15 protein-coding genes and 1 tRNA gene are annotated in these 16,599 nt (G+C 64.6%); 9 read left to right on the top strand and 7 right to left on the bottom strand.

Annotated features, from left to right (window positions below):
* Positions 1-198: 198 nt before the first annotated feature.
* The 3 genes from RMO25_RS00565 to RMO25_RS00555 all read right to left on the bottom strand — a co-directional run bounded on the left by RMO25_RS00565 (position 199) and on the right by RMO25_RS00555 (position 2,513).
* Positions 199-1,941, bottom strand: coding sequence for a M56 family metallopeptidase (locus tag RMO25_RS00565; protein ID WP_309660651.1), 1,743 nt, complete (start codon positions 1,939-1,941; stop codon positions 199-201).
* The gene (locus RMO25_RS00560) at positions 1,938-2,318 is read right to left on the bottom strand and encodes a BlaI/MecI/CopY family transcriptional regulator (protein WP_309660650.1); all 381 of its coding nucleotides are present in this window, start codon (positions 2,316-2,318) and stop codon (positions 1,938-1,940) included. The genes RMO25_RS00565 and RMO25_RS00560 overlap by 4 nt, the downstream gene beginning before the upstream one ends.
* A gap of 105 nt (positions 2,319-2,423) precedes the next feature.
* Positions 2,424-2,513, bottom strand: a tRNA-Ser gene (locus RMO25_RS00555).
* A 133-nt stretch (positions 2,514-2,646) separates the two neighbouring features.
* Between RMO25_RS00555 and RMO25_RS00550 the strand changes: the two genes are divergently transcribed.
* The 9 genes from RMO25_RS00550 (at position 2,647) to mazG (ending at position 11,099) form a co-directional block, all read left to right on the top strand.
* Positions 2,647-3,720 (top strand): lytic murein transglycosylase, encoded by a 1,074-nt coding sequence (locus RMO25_RS00550; RefSeq protein ID WP_309660649.1) that lies wholly within the window; start codon positions 2,647-2,649, stop codon positions 3,718-3,720.
* Between the two features lie 70 nt (positions 3,721-3,790).
* Positions 3,791-4,969: a D-alanyl-D-alanine carboxypeptidase family protein gene (locus RMO25_RS00545; protein ID WP_309660648.1), complete on the top strand. Its 1,179-nt coding sequence runs from the start codon at positions 3,791-3,793 to the stop codon at positions 4,967-4,969.
* A gap of 10 nt (positions 4,970-4,979) precedes the next feature.
* Positions 4,980-5,600, top strand: coding sequence for a dTMP kinase (tmk, locus tag RMO25_RS00540; RefSeq protein WP_309660647.1), 621 nt, complete (start codon positions 4,980-4,982; stop codon positions 5,598-5,600).
* Complete coding sequence (locus tag RMO25_RS00535; RefSeq protein WP_309660646.1) at positions 5,597-6,571, top strand: DNA polymerase III subunit delta'; 975 nt, start codon at positions 5,597-5,599, stop codon at positions 6,569-6,571. The genes tmk and RMO25_RS00535 overlap by 4 nt, the downstream gene beginning before the upstream one ends.
* Before the next feature lie 34 nt (positions 6,572-6,605).
* A complete protein-coding gene (gene metG / locus RMO25_RS00530; RefSeq protein WP_309660645.1) occupies positions 6,606-8,108 on the top strand; it encodes a methionine--tRNA ligase in 1,503 nt (500 codons plus the stop codon).
* Positions 8,105-8,884, top strand: a complete 780-nt coding sequence (locus tag RMO25_RS00525; RefSeq protein WP_309660644.1) for a TatD family hydrolase — start codon at positions 8,105-8,107, stop codon at positions 8,882-8,884. Before metG ends, RMO25_RS00525 begins: the two co-directional genes overlap by 4 nt.
* Entirely contained in the window at positions 8,881-9,645 is a 765-nt protein-coding gene (locus RMO25_RS00520) for an MBL fold metallo-hydrolase (RefSeq protein ID WP_309660643.1), read from the top strand. Before RMO25_RS00525 ends, RMO25_RS00520 begins: the two co-directional genes overlap by 4 nt.
* A 13-nt stretch (positions 9,646-9,658) precedes the next feature.
* A complete protein-coding gene (locus tag RMO25_RS00515) occupies positions 9,659-10,246 on the top strand; it encodes a TIGR02281 family clan AA aspartic protease (RefSeq protein WP_309660642.1) in 588 nt (195 codons plus the stop codon).
* A 106-nt stretch (positions 10,247-10,352) separates the two neighbouring features.
* Positions 10,353-11,099 carry a nucleoside triphosphate pyrophosphohydrolase gene (mazG, locus tag RMO25_RS00510; RefSeq protein ID WP_309660641.1) on the top strand — a complete coding sequence of 249 codons (747 nt, stop codon included), beginning with the start codon at positions 10,353-10,355 and terminating at the stop codon, positions 11,097-11,099.
* Here mazG and hflX read toward each other — a convergent pair.
* The 4 genes from hflX to RMO25_RS00490 are packed head-to-tail and all read right to left on the bottom strand — an operon-like array spanning position 11,078 to position 16,560.
* Positions 11,078-12,397 (bottom strand): GTPase HflX, encoded by a 1,320-nt coding sequence (gene hflX / locus RMO25_RS00505; RefSeq protein ID WP_309660795.1) that lies wholly within the window; start codon positions 12,395-12,397, stop codon positions 11,078-11,080. The two genes, mazG and hflX, sit on opposite strands and share 22 nt — an antisense overlap.
* On the bottom strand, positions 12,390-12,908 hold the full coding sequence (gene hfq, locus RMO25_RS00500; RefSeq protein ID WP_309660640.1) for an RNA chaperone Hfq: 519 nt from the start codon (positions 12,906-12,908) through the stop codon (positions 12,390-12,392). Before hfq ends, hflX begins: the two co-directional genes overlap by 8 nt.
* Before the next feature lie 11 nt (positions 12,909-12,919).
* Positions 12,920-14,302, bottom strand: a complete 1,383-nt coding sequence (locus tag RMO25_RS00495) for a sigma-54 dependent transcriptional regulator (protein WP_309660639.1) — start codon at positions 14,300-14,302, stop codon at positions 12,920-12,922.
* Entirely contained in the window at positions 14,302-16,560 is a 2,259-nt protein-coding gene (locus RMO25_RS00490; protein ID WP_309660638.1) for an ATP-binding protein, read from the bottom strand. Before RMO25_RS00490 ends, RMO25_RS00495 begins: the two co-directional genes overlap by 1 nt.
* Between the last annotated feature and the right edge of the window lie 39 nt (positions 16,561-16,599).

Genomic DNA, 16,599 nt, shown 5'->3' with positions numbered 1-16,599 from the left:
CAATTGCGTGCGTTCGGCGGAGGGCGTGCGGTCCGAGGCCGGATGTTTGAGTGGCTGGATGTTAACGGTGATCACGCCGCAGTTACGCATTGGGATTCTCCTTCGTATTTGACAGGCAAGGCTTCACCGGTGCGCCGTTTGGGGGCGCTCGATCGCTGCCGATGTTCAGGGTGTCAGCTGGTCAGGCAGACGGGCGGTTCAGGTGTCGTCGTCGACCGCGATATCGGCGGGCGGGTCGACGGATCCGACGACGCGCAGATTGACGACGTCGGCCGCGCTGGCATGGCGAATGCCGCGACGTTGGAGCACGCGCACGAACTCGGCCGTCACGCCGTGGATGCGCATGTTGACCGCCTGTTTGAAGGACAGTTGCGGATAACCGACCTCGGCCATCGACCGCAGGAAGGTGCAGTCGACGCCGTGGACACTCGCGGCGGTAATCTGTTCCGGAGTGAGTCCGCGAAGGCCGTGTTTTTCGAGGTTGCGGATATATCCCGGGGTCACGCCGACGACTTTGAGTGCAACGAGGTCGTCCGTCCCGATGCGCGTGAGCCGAGGGGAGGCGGCGCGAATCGCCGCGGCATATTGGGGCGTCACGCCAAGCATCGCGTTGGCGATTTCCGGAGAGGCCTGGTCCGCCTGCCTGCTGGCCGCGAGTGCACTGGCAACGGCGGCGGTGCGTATTGCGCCGCTGGCGTCGGCAAGCTGGGCGTTGCGCCGGTCATTCCGAGCATTCGCCAAATCCCGTTCCAGAGCGCGCTTCTCGTTCAATTTGAGCGTGCGGTGCGGCACCGCCAATTCGTCAACCGCGTCGCTGACCAACCGCTCCGGCGCCGGAGCGCTGGGGTAATCCAGGGTTTGTGGGACACTGGCTTGCACCAGCGCGTTGATGGGCGACGCCGTCGCGACCGGGTTGGCGGTCAAAGTGAGCGCCGCCAGCGGTGCGGCGAGCACGGCTGCTCCGGCAAACACACCGAGCGCAAAAACGCGTCCGATTGGTCCCCGGGCCAGAGTCGAATCGAGTACCCGGCGAACGCGCCGCGACAGCGAGTTGCGGCCCGGTGCGACGCCGTGCGCGCCGATCAGCAATCCGCGGCACTGGTGGCGGGCAACGCCGATCAAAAGCCTGGCGTAATCGGTGTCCACAATTTGGGCGTCGAGCACCGCATCGTCGGCCGCTTCCTCACGCAATTGGTGGGCTTCGCGGGCCAACACCCAGACCAAGGGGTTGAACCAGAACAAGGCGACCGTAACCCGCGACAGCATCAGCTTGGCCCAGTCGAGATTGGCGACGTGCGCCAGCTCATGGGCGAGAATCGCTTCGGCCTCATCGGGCGAATGGGACGCTTCGCCGTTGACCAGAATGACCGGCCGCACGACGCCCCAGCTGATCGGCGACGGCAGTTCGTCGCTGGTGAGCAGCGCCGTGCCGTGCTTGAAGCCCATCCGTCGTTGCGCCCCGGCTAACGCCGTCAGCCAGCGCGGCTCGACCAGCGCATGTGCCCTTGCCCGCAGCCCGAACAGCCGTCCCAACGCAATCAGGGTGAGCAGGAGGAGCAAAGCGGCAGGAGCGGCATAGACCCAAAGGAGCCAGTCCACGCTCCGCGCGGCGTCGGTGATGCCGCTCGATTGCGGAAAGATTCCCGCGGCGGCTGCGGGCTCCGTGCCGAGCGTGGCAGGATTAACAACTCGATCCTGGGTCGGCCGCATCGCCGCCGCCGACGCAATGTGCTTCGCCGATGTCACAAACGCCGGACCCTTCACCTCGATCGACGGCAGCGCCATGGCTGCAACCGGCAGAAGGACAATCGCGGCCAGCCCGAGATGGGCGATCCAGCTGCGCTGGGAGGCGGAGCGTTTGTCGGCCAGCCGCAGCAGCAGCAGGACAACGCCCGCAATCAAGAAGGACTTGGCGGCGAGGGGGATGAAATAGCCCATCATTTTTCTCCCTTCGCGGCACGCGCCCGGGCGATGATCTGTTCAAGCTCGGCAAGGTCATCCGGCTGCAAGCGGTCCGACATGCCGAGCAGCGCCGTCGCGGCGCCGGCGGCGGAGCCGTTGAAGAACACACGCACGACTTCGCTCAGCGCAGATTTGCGCGCGACGCTGTCCGCGACGACCGGACTATAGATATAACCGCGATCGGATTCCTGGCGGTGGACATAGCCCTTGTCCTCAAGCCGCTTGAGCATAGTCCGGACGGCCGAGCCGCTGGGCTGGTCGGGGAGGGCGTCGCAAACCTCGGCGACGGCCATTTCGCCGCGCTCATAGAGCAAGTCGACGATCTGTCGTTCGCGGGGCGGTAATTTGCTCAGCATGCGTTGGCCTTTCGCGCTACATTTGTGGCGTGTGCTACAATTGTAGCGTGGACGCAAGGCCTTTTTCGTCCGGCTGCAGAAATTTCCTGACGGTTGGCAGAACGCTGGCGGAGAGGGTGGGATTCGAACCCACGGTAGGCTTGCACCCACGGCGGTTTTCAAGACCGCTGCCTTAAACCACTCGGCCACCTCTCCCGCGCGGGATTGCCAACGTTCAGCGCTACACATCTATCGTGGTCGGGGCGGGCCGTGCAAGGCGCGCGGTGAACCCGGCTGGCGCAAGAGGCGTTGGTACTTCTAGGCTGCGGCAGGGACGGGAGGTGCTGTGTTGCGTTCGATCAATGGTTGGATTTTGGTCGGACTGACCGGTGTCGCGCCGGGACCAGCGAGCGCGCAAGTCGCCCTGCAGCCGGTGACGGTTTACGCCCAGCCGGCGGCGACGGCACCAACCGGCTTCGATGCGTATAAGATCTGGCTGATCAGCCGGGCGCGGCGCGAGGGCGTGCGCGAGGCGACCATCCAGACGTCGATCCCGTCACTCCAGCTCAACAACCGGGTGATGGAGCTCGACCGGGCGCAACAGCCGCAACCGCGCACGTCGAACTTCATGGCGCCGTTCGCGCCCTATCGCAGCGAGCATGTGACGTCGTCGTTGATCCAGCGCGGACAAACCCGCTTTGCCGAGCACTGGCCGCGCCTGCACCAGATTCAGACCAGCTACGGTGTCGATCCGGCGGTGCTGATGGCGATTTATGGGCATGAAACCAGCTATGGGGCGATCACTGGCGGGTTCGATTTGCTCCAGGCGCTGGCGACGCTGGCTTACGAAGGCCGCCGCCGCGATTTCTTCGAAACCGAATTCCTCGCCACACTTAAACTGGTCGACATCGGCGTGCCGCGTTGGCGATTGAAGGGCAGCTATGCCGGCGCCACCGGCTATCCGCAGTTCATGCCCTCGGTCGCCTTGCGCCTGCGCGCCGACGGCGATGGCGACGGCTATGCCGATTTATGGTCAAACGAGGAGGACGGCTTCGCCTCGATCGCCAATTATTTGCGCGACGCCGGGTGGAAGCGGGGCATTCCGTGGGGAATCGCCGTGCGGACGCCGGCGACCCTCGATCGCGCCGCGATTCGCTCGTTCATAACAGCGCCCAAATGCGCCAAGGTATATCAACGCCACAGCCGCTGGCTGACGATGGCGGAATGGCGCGCGCTGGGCGTGATGCCTTATGCCGGCCGGCCGATCCCCAACTCCGAGCTGGTGACGCTGCTGGAACCCGATGGCCCGGGCGCGACCGCTTATTTGCTGACCAATAATTACCGCGCGATCCTCGATTATAATTGCTCGAACTATTACGCTTTGTCGGTCGGCTTGCTGGCTGACGCGATCGCCGGGCGGTGAACCCACTCGCGCAAGCGAACTTCCGGCGATAGAGACGGCGGGTCACCCAAATAAAGGCCGCACTATTCCCATGATCCGTTCAATCCTGCTCGCCACTGCCGCAATTGCCGTCCTCACCACCGCCGCGCCGGCGACAGCGCCGCAATTCGACACGCCGGCGGGGAGTGCGTTCCTGATCGACTTGTCGTCGGGCGCCGTATTGCTCGACAAGAATGCCGAACAGCGCATGCCGCCGGCGTCGATGGCCAAGATGATGACCACCGAGGTGGCGTTCGAACTGATCGACCGCGGCCAGCTGCCGCTGAGCAAGGTCTGCACGGTACGGCCCGAGACCTGGCAGGCGTGGCACGGGCCGGCGGCGGGTTCGACCATGTTCCTGTCGACCGGCGAGCAGGTCAGCGTCGAGAATTTGCTGCACGGCATCGTCACTTTGTCGGGCAATGACGCGTCGGTGGTGCTGGCCGAATGCATCGCCGGTACCGAACAGGCGTTCGCCGGACAGATGAACGCGCTGGCGCGCACGCTGGGCCTCAACAACAGCCACTTTGGCAACAGCAATGGCTGGCCCGACGAAGGCCGCACCTTTGTCACCGCTCGCGACCTGGCGACGCTGGCGCGGGCGACCATCGAGCGCCATCCCAAGCTCTACAAGCAATTCTACGGCCAGCCGAGTTTCACCTGGGGCAAGACCCTGGGGTCCAACCAGGACATAACCCAGGCCAATCGCAACCCGATCCTCGGCAAGATCCCCGGCGCCGATGGCCTCAAGACCGGCCACACCGACGAAGCGGGTTACGGCTTTACCGGTTCGGCCGAACAGAACGGCCGGAGGCTGGTGATGGTGATCGCCGGCTTGCCGAGCTGGAATGCCCGGGTGACCGAATCGTCGCGCCTGATGAGCTGGGGCTTCGCCGCCTGGACCGCCAAACCTTTGTTCCAGGCCGGCGCCAAGGTCGGCACCGCCAAGGTCCAGCTCGGCAACGCCTCAGAGGTTAATTTGGTGGCGCCGCGCAATCTCGCGGTCACCGTGCCGGCGGGGCTCGCCAGCAGCCAGACCAAGCTCAAGATCCGCTATCAGGGGCCGATCAAGGCGCCGATTGCCAAGGGCCAGCATATCGCCGACCTGGTCATCTTCACCGCCGACACGGCGCCGCAGGTGGTGCCGCTGGTCGCCGGCGAAGCTATTGAGCAGGCCGGTTTCTTCGGCCGCCTCTGGCTCGGCTTCAAACAGCTCGTCGGGTTGGCGTGAGTCGGTCGGCGTGACAGGCCGTTTCATCAGCCTCGAAGGCGGGGAGGGGGTGGGCAAATCGACCCAGCTCCTGGCCCTCCAGGCGGCCTTGGCGGAGGGCGGCATCGACTGCCTGACCACCCGCGAACCCGGCGGCAGCGCGGGCGCCGAGGCAATCCGTACGCTGCTGCTCGACGGCGATGAGGGGCGCTGGTCGATCCAGTCCGAAGCCTTGCTGTTCGCCGCCGCCCGTGCCGACCATGTCGAAAAGACCATTCGCCCGGCGCTGACGCAGGGGCGGTGGGTGCTTTCCGACCGCTTTCTCGATTCGTCGCTCGCTTATCAGGGCGGCGCCGGCGGGCTTGGGCTGGAGACAGTCCGGACGCTCCATGAGCTTGGCAGCCAGGGTTTCCTGCCCGACCGCACGCTGGTGCTGGTCCTCGGCGGGGGAAACGAACGAGCGCGGGCGCGGGACAGCGCCGGCAGCGACCGGATCGGCGGGCGATCGGCCGACTATCATCGCCAGGTCGACGAAGCGTTCCGACTGATCGCCCAGCAGGAGCCCGAGCGGGTGCGGCTAGTCGATGCGTCCGGCACCCCAGCCGAGGTCACGCAGCGCCTGCTCGACGCCATCGCGGACCTGCTGCCGTGATTGTCGGCCACGACAAAGCGGTCGAGGCGTTCGACAGCGCGAGGCGGTCGGGCTCACTGCATCACGCCTGGCTGCTCGCCGGGCCGAAGGGTGTGGGCAAGGCGACCTTCGCGCGGGCCGCGGCAACGCGCGTATTGGCCGATGCAGCTGGCCCCAAGGTTGACCTGCCGGGCCTGCAGACACCCACCGAGCACCCGACCGCCCGTTTGGTCGAGGCCCGCAGCCATCCCGACATGCGGCTGCTCGAGCGGCTGGAGAATGAGAAGACCGGCGCTCTGGCGCGCAACATCACGGTCGATCAGGTGCGCGGGCTGGCCGAACTGTTCGACCTGACGCCGAGCATGTCGCCGTGGCGCGCGGTGGTCATCGATGCCGCCGACGACCTTGAGAAATCGGCGGCCAATGCCTTGCTCAAGATGCTCGAGGAACCGCCGGCGAACTGCGTCTTCCTGCTGGTCAGCCATGCCCCGGGGCGATTGCTCCCGACCATTCGTTCGCGCTGCAGAGCCTTGAGTTTTCAACCGCTTGGCGATGACGTCATGGCGTCGCTGCTGGAAACCCATGCGCCGACGATTAACGCTGCGGAGCGCGCCCGAATTATTGCCAAGGCCGGGGGCTCGGTCGGCCGCGCTGTGGCCTTCGCCGCGCTCGACCTCGCCCGGCTGCAGGACGCCGCGGCCAAAATCCTGCGCGATGGCGATCCGACCAACGCCCGCCGCGCGGACCTGGCGATCGAGCTTGGCCGCAAGGGCGCCGCCGAGCGCTACGCCGCCTTCCTCGATTTGGTGCCGACGCTGATCGCCCTAGAGGCGCGGAGACACAGCGGCCGCCAGCTCGAACGGGCACTCGACGCTTACGCCCAGTCGCGCGAGCTCGCCTCGCTGGCGCCGCGCTTGTCGCTCGACCCGGCGTCAACCGTGTTTCAGCTTGGTGGAATCCTCGCATCGGTGGCGTCGCGTCCGGTTCCTTGATGGGCGGGGCGGGGGAGGCTAGTGCCCCTTCGCCATGGCCGACCCTTTTTACATCACCACCGCGATCAGCTACCCCAACGGGCGGCCGCACATCGGCCATGCCTATGAGGCGATCGCCGCCGACGTTATCGCCCGCTTCCAGCGGGCCCAGGGCCGCGACGTACGCTTCCAGACCGGGACCGACGAACATGGCCTTAAAATGGTCCAGGCGGCTCGCGACGCGGGGCTTGAGCCGCGCGACTATGCCAAGCAAATGTCTCAAATATTCCAGGACATGTGTGATATTCTTGAGGTCAAGTATGACCGCTTCATCCGTACTTCAGAGCCCGACCACTATCGTGCCAGCCAGGCGATTTGGGCGGCGATGGAGGAAAAAGGTGACCTTTACCTTGGCCGCTACGAGGGCTGGTATTCGGTCCGCGATGAAGCGTTCTACGACGAGAGCGAGCTGACCGAAGGGGAAGGGGGCGAAAAGCTGTCGCCGCAAGGCTCGCCGGTCGAGTGGACCGCGGAAGAGAGCTGGTTTTTCAAGCTGTCCGCCTACCAACAGCCTTTGCTCGAATATTACGAAACCAACCCGCAATTCATCCAGCCCGACAGCCGCCGCAACGAGGTGCTGCGTTTCGTCGAGGGCGGCTTAAGCGACCTGTCGATCTCGCGCACCAGCTTCGACTGGGGGGTGCCGGCGCCCGGCCATGCCGGCCATGTGATGTACGTCTGGCTCGACGCGCTGACCAATTACATTACCGGCTTGGGCTATCCCGACGATACCGAGCTGTTCCAGCGCTACTGGCCGGCGGACGTCCATTTGATCGGCAAGGACGTCGTACGCTTCCACGCGGTCTATTGGCCGGCGTTCCTGATGTCGGCGGGAATCGCGCTGCCAAAAATGGTCTACGGCCACGGCTTCCTGCTCAGCAGCGGCGAGAAAATGTCGAAGAGCATCGGCAATGTCGTCGACCCGTTCGTGCTTGCGACACGCTTCGGGGTCGACCCGTTGCGCTATTTCCTGCTGCGCGAAGTGCCGTTCGGGCAAGATGGCAGCTATAGCCCCGAAGCAATCGTCAACCGCGTCAACGCCGAGCTCGCCAACAGCTTCGGCAATCTGGCGCAACGCACTTTATCGATGATTTTCAAGAATCTCGATGGCATCATTCCCCCGCCGGGAGAACGAGACGAGGACGCCGAATTGATTACGACGGTTCAAATCGCAGTCGAATCCGAAATGCCTAGGGCGTTCGATCAGCTTGCCTTCTCGCAGGGAATCGAAGCGTGGATGCGAGCCGTCTTCGCTTGCAATCAGTACATCGACGTCCAGGCGCCATGGGCACTGAGAAAAAGCGATCCGACGAGGATGGCAGAGGTCCTTGGTGTACTCGTCATTGCGATCAGGACTTTGACCAATGCGATCGCGCCGATCATACCAGAATCGGCCGGAAAATTGCTGACCTTGATCGATGCCGGCGAGGGCGGTGCCCCTATTCCGCAGCCGACGCCGCTTTTCCCGCGGCTGGAGCTCGAGGAGCCGGCGGCGTGAGGCTGATCGACAGCCATTGCCACCTCAACTATCCCGGGCTGGTCGAGCGCCAGGACGAGGTGCTCGACAGCGCCCGGGCGAGGGGTGTCGGGGGTTTTCTCAACATCGCCACCCGCCAGACTGAGTGGGGCGACATCCTCGCCACCGCCGAGCGCCACGGCGACGTTTGGGCCAGCGTCGGGGTTCACCCGCACGAAGCTGATGCGCATCCCGACCTTGGCGCTACGGCGCTGGTCGACGGCTCGCAGCACGCCAAGGTGGTCGCGATCGGCGAATGCGGGCTCGATTATTATTACGACAAGTCCGACCGCGCGGCACAGCGCGAGCGCTTCGCGGCGCATATCGAGGCAGCGCGCGAAACCGGCCTGCCGCTGATCGTCCACACCCGCGACGCCGAGGAAGACACCGCCGCAATACTCGGCGCGGCGGTGAAGCAGGGCGGCGTCACCGGCGTCCTCCATTGCTTCACCGGCAGCCTCGATCTGGCCCGCAAGGCACTGGACATGGGCTTTTTCATCTCGCTGAGCGGGATCGTCACCTTCAAGAACGCCCGCGACCTCCAGGAAACCGCCAAACAGGTCCCGCTCGACCGCCTGTTGGTTGAGACCGATTCACCGTTCCTCGCCCCGGTGCCGCACCGCGGCAAGCCATGCGAACCGGCGTTCGTCGCCGACACCGCGGCCTTCGCGGCCGATTTACGCGGCGAAGAGCCCGACACGCTGGCCGAAGCGACCACCGCCAACTTCTTCCGCTTGTTCAGTCGGGCAGCCGGATGAAGGTTCGCGTTCTCGGCTGCGGCACCTCCACGGGCGTACCGAAGATCGGCAACGACTGGGGGCAGTGCGATCCCGACGAGCCCCGCAACCGCCGCCTGCGCTCGTCGATCATGCTCGACAGCGCCGGCGAGAGCCTGCTGGTCGATTGCGGCCCGGACTTGCGCCAACAACTGCTGGACGGCGGCATCGGGCGGATCGACGGGCTGATCGTCACCCACGACCATGCCGACCATGTCCACGGCATCGACGATTTGCGGCCGTTAACGCAGGCCTTGAAGCGGCCGGTGCCGCTCCACGCCCGCAAAACCGACCTTGAGCGCCTGCAGATGCGCTTCGCTTATGCGTTCGCGCGGGCGGGCATCTATCCACCGGTGGTCGAGGGCGTCGTCCTCGAGCATGAATTGCGCTGGGGCGACGCAACCCTGCGCTTCGTCGACCAGCCGCACGGCGGCATCACCTCGCTCGGCATACGCATCGAAGAAGGCCGGCGATCGATCGTATATTCGATTGATTTCCATGACTTGACCCAAGAGATGGCCAATCTCTACCAAGGCGCCGATGTGTGGATCTGCGATTGCCTGATGCGGCGGCCGCACCCGACCCATGCCCATTTGGAAGCGGTGCTGGGCTGGGCGAGCGATTTGAACGTCGGCCGGCTCTATCTGACCCACATGGGCAACGGCCTCGATTATGCGACCCTGGTGAGCGAATTGCCCAATTGGGCGGCACCAGCGCACGACGGGCTGGAAATCAGCCTGTGAAATCGAACCTACCATGAGGACCAACGATTTGATGCTCGGCGGCGTCTATTTATTGATGGCGGCAATGCTGGTGCTGGGCTCGCTGATGGCGCGGCGCGAGCCCGCGGCCAAGCTGTTCACCATGGCGCTGGCCTGGGTGGCGATCTTCGCCGCCGGCTTTGTCTTGTTCACCTTTCGCGACGATTTCGGCTGGGTCGCCCAGCGGCTGCGGGCCGAAGCGACCCGCGAACCGGTCCAGCAGGGACGCCAGATCCGCATTCCGATGGCGATCGACGGCCATTTTTGGGTCGACGGACGCGTCAACGGCCAGCGGGTCAAATTCCTCGTCGACAGCGGTGCGACCATGACCACCATCGGCCACGACACCGCCGGCCGCATTGGCATCGAGGTCAGCCCGACGCCCGACCAAATGGTGCGCACCGGCAACGGGATCATCAAGGTGTCGAGCGGCCGCGCCGACAGCCTCCAGATCGGCACCATCGCGCGCCGGGACTTCGCCGTCCATGTCGCCGACGACGATTTGAACGTGCTGGGGATGAATTTCCTGTCGTCGCTTGATCGCTGGGGGGTTGAGGGGCGTTGGCTGGTGCTGGTGCCCTGATGCCTGTGCGAATTGCTCCATCACTTTACATAATACATATTATCAGACTATTGGATGATAGGTCGAGAAGGCCCCCCGCAGTCGGAATTGCGGCCGGAAACACTCGATGAGCCTCGACCGCCTCGTCGCCATCATGCGCCGGCTGCGCGACCCGGTGAGCGGCTGCGAATGGGACCGCGTGCAGACTTTCGCGACCATCGCCCCTTACACCATTGAAGAAGCCTATGAGGTCGCGGACGCGATTGCCCGCAACGACATGGATAGCCTTGCCGACGAGCTTGGCGATCTGCAGCTCCAGGTCGTGTTCCACGCGCAAATGGCTGAGGAAGCCGGACATTTCGACCTTGGCCGAGTGCTCGACGGAATTTGCGGCAAGCTAGAACGCCGCCACCCGCATCTGTTCGGCGACGCAACCGAGAGTCCCGGCTGGGAGACGCTCAAGGCCGCCGAACGCCAGAAATCGCCCGACAACAGTGCTCTAGCCGGCGTTGCACTGGCGCTACCGGCGTTGGAACGCGCGCAAAAGCTGCAGCGGCGCGCGGCGCGGACGGGTTTCGACTGGCCCGATGCCGATGGACCGCGGGCCAAGATCGCCGAGGAACTGGCCGAGCTCGACGCGGAAGACGCACCGGACGCCCAGCAAGAGGAGCTAGGCGATCTGCTGTTCGCCCTCGTCAACCTCGCACGGCATCTGAACATTGATGCCGAAGAAGCTCTGCGCAAAGCTAATCGAAAGTTCGAAGCGCGCTTTAGGGTAATCGAGACCGCGCCCAGGTTCAGCGACTTGTCGTTGGACGCAATGGAGGCGCTGTGGGTCCGCGCCAAACAGGATCAAGCGGACTTCAAGGCCTGAAAACGCGCCCAATTATCGCGCGACAGCCGCACCATCAGATGGATGGCGTCGTCGCTGACCCGCTGGTCGAGCACCTCGCCGCGGGCATGCAACCAGGCGATCTTGCTGCCGTCGCTTGCCGGCACGCTGATTTCGATCAGTTGATCATCCTGCGTCAGCCGCTCGCCGATGCGTTTCTGGAGCTCGCCGAGCCCAAGGCCGGTCAACGCCGAGATCGGCACGACATCGTCGCGCCGCGCCGCCTCGTTGAGCAGCGCAGTGCGGTCATCGCCGGCCAGCAAATCGACCTTGTTCCACGCCTCGATCCGTGGCGGCCCCCCTTCCCCCAAGCCCAGCGCGGCCAGCACGTCATCGACATCCTCGCGCTGCGCGTCATGATCGGAGTGGGCCATGTCGCGGACGTGGATCAGCAGATCGGCCGATGCGACTTCCTCCAGCGTCGCCCGGAACGCCGCTACCAGTTCGATCGGCAGGTCGGAAACGAAGCCGACCGTGTCCGACAGGATAGCCTTGTCGAACCCCGGGATGCGGATTTCGCGCATGGTCGGGTCCAGCGTCGCGAATAGCAAATTCTCCGCGAACACGGCTTCGCCGGTCAAGCGATTGAACAGCGTCGATTTTCCGGCATTGGTGTAGCCAACCAGCGCGACCACCGGCCACGGCGCGCGCTGGCGCCGGTCGCGATGCAGGGAGCGGGTGCGCTTGACCTGCTCGAGCTCGCGCTTGATCTTGGCCATGCGGTCGCGGATCAGCCGCCTGTCCGCCTCGATCTGGGTTTCGCCGGGGCCGCCGAGGAAGCCGAAGCCGCCGCGCTGTCGCTCGAGATGGGTCCAGCTGCGCACCAGTCGCCCGGCCTGGTAATCGAGGTGGGCGAGTTCGACTTGCAGCCGCCCTTCCGCGCTCGCCGCCCGCTCGCCGAAAATCTCGAGGATCAGCCCGGTGCGGTCGATCACCTTGGTCTTCGCTTCTTCTTCCAGGGTTTTTTGCTGGACCGGGGTCAGCGCCGCATCGACGATCAGCAGCCCGGCGCTGTGCTCGCGCACGATCTCGGCAATCTCTTCGATTTGCCCTTTGCCGAGCAAACTTGCCGGGCGGATCGCGCGCAAGCGGTAGGCGCGCCGCGCCGCGACCTTGACCCCGATCGCTTCGGCGAGACCCTGCGCCTCGTCCAGCTGTGCTTCCACCGACCGGCGCGCCCCCGCACCTTTGCGGTCGCGGCCCGTAAACTCCGGAACGATGAGCACCGCGCGCTCGCCGCGAGCGACGTCGAGCGTTGCATTGGCGTCGAATTTACTCAGCTTCGCTCTCCGCTGGCGGCACTACAACGGGCTCGCTCTTGTCGGGCCCCAGATCGAGCGGATGCGCCGGCTGCAGGGTCGAGATCGCGTGCTTATAGACCAATTGGACTTGCCCGCTACGCTCGAGCAGCAGCGAAAATTGATCGTATCCGGCGACCGCGCCCTGGAGCATCACGCCGTTGATCAGGAACACGGTCATCGCCTCGGTCTGGCGCGCGGCCGCGACCAGGAACAGGTCCTGCAGCGCCGCCCGGCCGCCATTGCCACCCTGTCCGTTCTTCTGGGTGGCGACAAAATCCGCCGGCATGGCCCCCGGCATGATGGTTGAAATCGAATGCTTGTAGACCAGCTGCGACCCGCCATCGCGGCGCAGCAGCAGGGAAAAAGAGTCGAACCAGGTCACCACGCCTTGCAGCTTGACCCCCTTGACCAGGAAGATGGTCACCGAGGATTTGGATCGCCGGAGGCTGTTGAGGAAATGATCCTGCAGGCTGAGGGGTTTCTCGGCCATGCTTCGCGCTCCTATTCTTCCCCGTCGCGCTTGTCGCCGATACCCAGCGCCTTCAATTTGCGATGCAGCGCCGAGCGTTCCATGCCGATGAACGACGCGGTCCGCGAGATGTTGCCCGAAAAGCGGCGGATCTGAATCTTCAGATATTCCCGCTCGAACGATTCACGGGCCTCGCGCAGCGGACTGCCCATGATGGTCATGGTCGAGCTGGTGACGCCGGTCGAAGTCTGGCTTTCCAGGACCTCGCCCGGCAACAGATCGACTTCGATGCACCCGACCCGGTCGCCCGGCGCGAGGATGATCGTCCGCTCGATGATGTTGCGGAGCTGGCGGACATTGCCCGGCCAGTCGTGCGCCTGGAGCGCCGCCATCGCCTCGTCGGACAGCGACGGCGTCGGGATCCGGCGCTCGGCGGCAAAGCGCGCGAGGAAATGGCTGACCAGCTCGGGGATGTCCTCGCGACGTTCGCGCAAGGCGGGGAGCTTCACCGGGACGACGTTCAAGCGGTAATAGAGGTCCTCGCGAAAACGGCCGGCGGCAATTTCCTCGGACAAGGTGCGCGACGTCGCCGACAGCACCCGCACGTCGACCTTGACCGGCCGTTGCCCGCCGACCCGGTGATAGCTTTGGTCGGTCAGCACGCGCAATATCTTGCCCTGGGTGGTCAGCGGCATATCGGCGATTTCGTCGAGGAAGATGGTCCCGCCATGCGCCTGCTCGAGCAATCCCGGCCGGGCGACGCCATCGACTTCAGAGCCGAACAATTCCTCTTCGACCCGGTCCGGGCTCATCATCGCCGCCGACAGGACGATGAACGGCGCCTTGGCGCGCGGGCTCCACTGGTGGATCATTCGCGCGGCGATTTCCTTGCCGACCCCGCCGGGACCGGTGATCAGCACCCGGCTGCCGGTCGGCGCCACCCGTTTCAATGTTGCCCGCACGGTGTTGATCGCCACCGAGGCGCCGTTCAATTGCTCGTCCTGGCCGAACTGCTTGCGCAGCGTCGCATTCTCACGCCGCAGCGCGTCCGTCTCGGTGGCGCGGTCGACCAGATAGACCAGTCGCTCGGCTTCGAACGGCTTCTCGATGAAGTCGATCGCCCCTTCGCGCACCGCGGCGACGGCAGTGTCGAGGTTGCCATGGCCCGAAATGACCAGCACCGGAATGCTGGCGTCGCGTCGCTTGATTTCCTGCAGCAACTGCAGCCCGTCGAGCCGCGAGCCCTGCAGCCAGACGTCGAGCAAGACCATTGACGGACGGCGGTCGTCGATCGCGTCCAGCGCGGCGGTGCTGTCGGCGGCAGTGCGGACCGCATAGCCCTCGTCCTCCAGCACGCCGCTGACCAGATCGCGAATATCGGCTTCGTCGTCGACGACCAGTACTTCAAGCGCCATCAGGTCATTTCCTCAGTGTCGTCATTGTCGGGATTTTCGCCGCTATCTGGGCTCGTTTCCGATGCGAGCTTGGCCAACCGGTCGGCGTCGAAGGCAATGCGGACGTGCGTCCCACCCCCCTTGCGGTCGAGGAAGGCGATTTCGCCCATATGCTCCTCGCCACTCTTGTTGACGATCGCCAGGCCGAGGCCGGTGCCCCGCACCCGCGTCGTCATATAGGGTTCGGTCAGCCGCTCGCGGTCTTCCGGCAGGCCGATCCCGGTATCGAAGACGTCGATAACGAGCTGATCGTCATCCCTTCGCACGCGCAAGTCGACGCGATCGCCAGCCAGGCTGTGTTCGCCACAGTTTCGTCTCGTTTCAATGGCTTCTACCGCGTTCTTCACGACATTCGTAAGTGCCTGGGAAAGCTGGCGGCGGTCGCACACCATCGGGTAATCACCCTCCAGCGGATCGAGCGCGAAGGTGATCTTGGGATGCGCTACCTCGTGCAGGAACAACGCCTGCTGGGCGATTTCGTGCACATTTTCCTCGCGAAACACTGGCTTGGGCATGCGCGCGAAGTTGGAAAATTCGTCGACCATGCGGCGCAAATCGCCAACCTGGCGGACGATGGTCCCGGTCAATTGCTCGAAAATCTTGGGATCGGACTGGATTTCCGCCCCAAACCGCCGCTGCAGACGCTCGGCGGCGAGCTGGATCGGGGTCAGCGGGTTCTTGATCTCGTGGGCGATCCGCCGGGCGATATCCGACCAGGCGGCGCGGCGCTGGTCGGTCAACTGGTCGGTGATGTCGTCAAAGGTCAACACCGCGCCGTCCTGGTAGCGCACCCGCTTGACCGCCAGGGTCCGATGGCTCGCCCCGACGCTGATCTGCACATCGGCCTCGGGCTGGTCGCCGTGGATGAATTCGTCGAGGTCGGCGGAGACTTTGGACAAGGCCTTGCCTTCGAGCTCCTCGCGGCCTTGCGGCAGGAGCGCTTCGGCCGAACGGTTGATCAGCAAAATCCGGTTCTTGGCATCGAGCGCGATGACGCCCGCGGTCACGCTCGACAGTACTGCTTCAATGAACGCCCGCCGGGTTTCCAGCTGTGTATTGGCGGCTTTCAACGCCCCCGTCTGCTCGTCCAGCCGGCCGGTCATTCGGTTGAACGCCGTCGCCAGCGTTTGAATCTCGTCTTCGGTGTTGGCAACCGGGACGCGGGTCGAAAAGTCCCCCTCCTCGATCCGGCCCGCCGCGGCGACCAATTGCCCGACCGGGCGCACCAGCCGGTCGGCGAGCTTCAAGGCGGTGAAAATCGCCAGGCCGACAATGACCAAGGCGCCGAACAGCAGCGCCGCATTGAACCGCAATTGGAGCGATCGAGATCGATCGAGCGTTCGCTTGTAACTGCTTGCCGCCTCGCTTGTTCGTCGCAGCGAGCGAACCGCCTCAGCATTGATTTCGCGCGCTCCATATAAATATATCGGGGCTATCGGATCCAACCGAACCAGGCCTTCAACCCGATCCGGAACCTCAATCTTGATCTTGGCCTTCCCAGCCTTCAGCTTGGCGGCTTCGGCAGGCGTGAACCGCTGCAAGAGCGGCCGGTCGTCATAATTGATCGCCGCCTGCGTGTTCCATCCGCCCTTGTTGACGGTCAGGATTGCTGATTCGCGCATTTGCCGCGCCGCCACCTGGAATACGAGCTGCGTCTGAAAGTCGGCGGAGTTCATTCCGGATCGGTTGATTACCGTAACTATGTCGGCACCCATCGCTTCCAGATCGGCCTGAAGTCGCGAACGATGCTCTTCTTCATAGATACGGGCGGTGCTTTGGGCTTGCACGAGGACTGTCTTGGCCTTGTCCGAGAACCAAAACTCCATTCCATTTTGAAAGAGTAGTGACGCGAATATCACCACCATGACAGTGGGCACCGCGGCGACCACCGAGAACAGCGCAACCAGCCGAGTGTGCAAGCGGCCACTGCCCAGCCCTCCGGCGGCGGCGCGGTCCATGGCCACTTTGCGCGAAAATAGAACCATCAGGACGATGGCGGGAATGAGGTTGGCGATTAGCAGCAGGGCGATCAGCGGCGGCGACAGCAGGGTTCCGGGCGCGGCGCCGCGACTTAGCACCAACCCGCTGAAAGCGGCGATGACCACCAGCAGGGCGCCGGCGGAGTAGGCTGCATAGGTATAGAATCGGCCGCTCGCCCGCTCCCGCGCCAGCCAGTTCGCCGTTGAGTTGAGCGCCGTCGTGCCGGCCCGTGCATCCATCACTGTGGCCCTAGCACGGTCGCGTTGCATGAAAAACAC

It is taken from the genome of Sphingomonas sp. (assembly GCF_031361285.1).
Lineage (GTDB): Bacteria > Pseudomonadota > Alphaproteobacteria > Sphingomonadales > Sphingomonadaceae > Sphingomicrobium.
Note: the sequence above shows the minus strand (reverse complement) of the source record. Positions and strands in the feature narration are given on the sequence as shown.